Origin of the sequence: Micromonospora sp. M51 (assembly GCF_018070305.1) — a bacterium.
Taxonomy (GTDB): domain Bacteria; phylum Actinomycetota; class Actinomycetes; order Mycobacteriales; family Micromonosporaceae; genus Micromonospora; species Micromonospora parva.
In genome coordinates, this window is record NZ_JAGPXZ010001034.1 from 1 (window position 1) to 1,687 (window position 1,687).

Here is a 1,687-nt window from a genome sequence, read left to right on the forward strand (position 1 = left end):
ACGTCGCCCGGCACCCGCACACCGGCGTCCCGCAGGCCCGCGATCACGCCGAGCGCGGTGTCGTCGCTGATCGCGTAGACCGCGTCGATGTCCGGCCAGCGGTGCAGCGCCTCGCCGGCCGCCGTCCGGCCGCGCGCCGCCCGGAAGTCCCCGGGCAGGATCCGCTCCGGCAGGCCCGCCTCGGCCATCAACCGGCGGTACGTCTGCACCGGGCGTTGCGCGCAGGGCAGCCATCGGGGGCCGGTCACCATGGCGATACGGCGGCGACCCGCGGCGTACAGGTGGCGCAGCACCGCTTCGGAGCCGGCGGCGTTGTCGACGTCGAACGACGGCACGGTGGCCGAGCCGATGCCGATCGAGACCACCCGACCGCGTAGCGACTGGGGAACCGCCGCCAGCAGATCCTCGGTGGTGTTGACCAGGATCACCCCGCACACGCTGCGATCCCGGCCGATCTGGTCGAGGGTGCGGGGGTCGCCGAACGGCAGCCAGTGCAGCGCCACCCCGACACCGGCGGGCGTGCACACCCGGGCGGCCGAGCCGACCACCTGGTGCACGTACGGGTCGTCCAGCACCGCGGCGCTGGTCCCCAGAACGGCCACCACCAGGCGGACACCGCCGCCGCGGACCAACGCCCGGGCGGCCGGGTTGGGCACGTAACCGAGCTGGTCGACGGCCGCGGTGACCTGTTGCCGGGCGGCCGGTGACGCGAACCCCGTGCCGGCGATCACCCGCGAGGCCGTGGACCGGGACACCCCGGCGACCCGGGCCACGTCCTCAAGAGTGGCCGGTCGCTGTGCCGCTGTCGTCATCGTCGCCTCCCGCGGCGGCCCGTCCGGTCGGACCAGCGCCTGCGCCCATCATGCCCCGGCCCCACCAGCTGCGGTAAGGGGCGGTCCCGGGTTGTGGTGGTAGCGCTCTCAGGTGTGCGATCGTGCCAGGAGATCACCCCGAGAAAGAGGACCCACCCTCGTGAGCGCCCCCACCAGTCGACCCCTGGCCCCGGACACCGCCTCGCCGAACCTGCGGACGGTGCGGCTCGCCCGCAACGGTGTCGCTGTCACCTTCACCCTCAACGGACTGGCCGTGGGCAGCTGGTTCTCCCGCGTTCCGGCCGTCCGTGAGGCGTTGGACCTCTCCGCCGGCCGACTCGGGCTGCTGCTGCTGGCGATGAGCGTCGGCGCGCTGCTCGCCATGCCCACCTCCGGCCTGCTCGCCCAGCGCTTCGGCGCGGCCCGCACCGTGACGATGGCCACCGTCATGGTCGCCGTCGGCCTGAGCGTGGCGGGGCTGGGCGCCACGATGACCGGGTCGTTCGCCCTCGTCGCACTGGGGTTGGTTGCCCTCGGTTACGGCTCCGGCGCCTGCGACGTGGCGATGAACATCGAGGGCGCGGCGGTGGAGCGGCGGCTCGGCCGGACGATCATGCCCCGTTTCCACGCCGGGTGGAGCCTCGGTTCGGTTGCCGGCGCGGCGCTCGGTGCCGGGGCGGCCCGCTTCGACGTGTCAGTCGGCGCGCACCTCGTCGCGGTGGCGGTGGTCGTGCTGGCCGGCACCGCGCTCGCCGCCCGGACGTACCTGCCGGTGGGCAGCGACCACACCGGCGACCCGGCGGACGCCACCCCGGCGGCCCGCCGCCGGGCGCAACTCGCCGCCTGGCGGGAGCCGCGCACCCTGCTGATCGGGC

General features: G+C 75.1%; 2 protein-coding genes. One reads left to right on the forward strand and one right to left on the reverse strand.

What is annotated here, in order from left to right; all coding sequences use genetic code 11:
- A partial coding sequence (locus KBX53_RS32170) for a LacI family DNA-binding transcriptional regulator (protein ID WP_210863599.1) occupies positions 1–812 on the reverse strand: 812 nt, incomplete at its 3' end.
- Between the two features lie 160 nt (positions 813–972).
- Here KBX53_RS32170 and KBX53_RS32175 point away from each other — a divergent pair.
- Positions 973–1,687, forward strand: a 715-nt coding sequence (locus tag KBX53_RS32175) for an MFS transporter (protein WP_210863601.1), incomplete at its 3' end; no start/stop codon positions are given.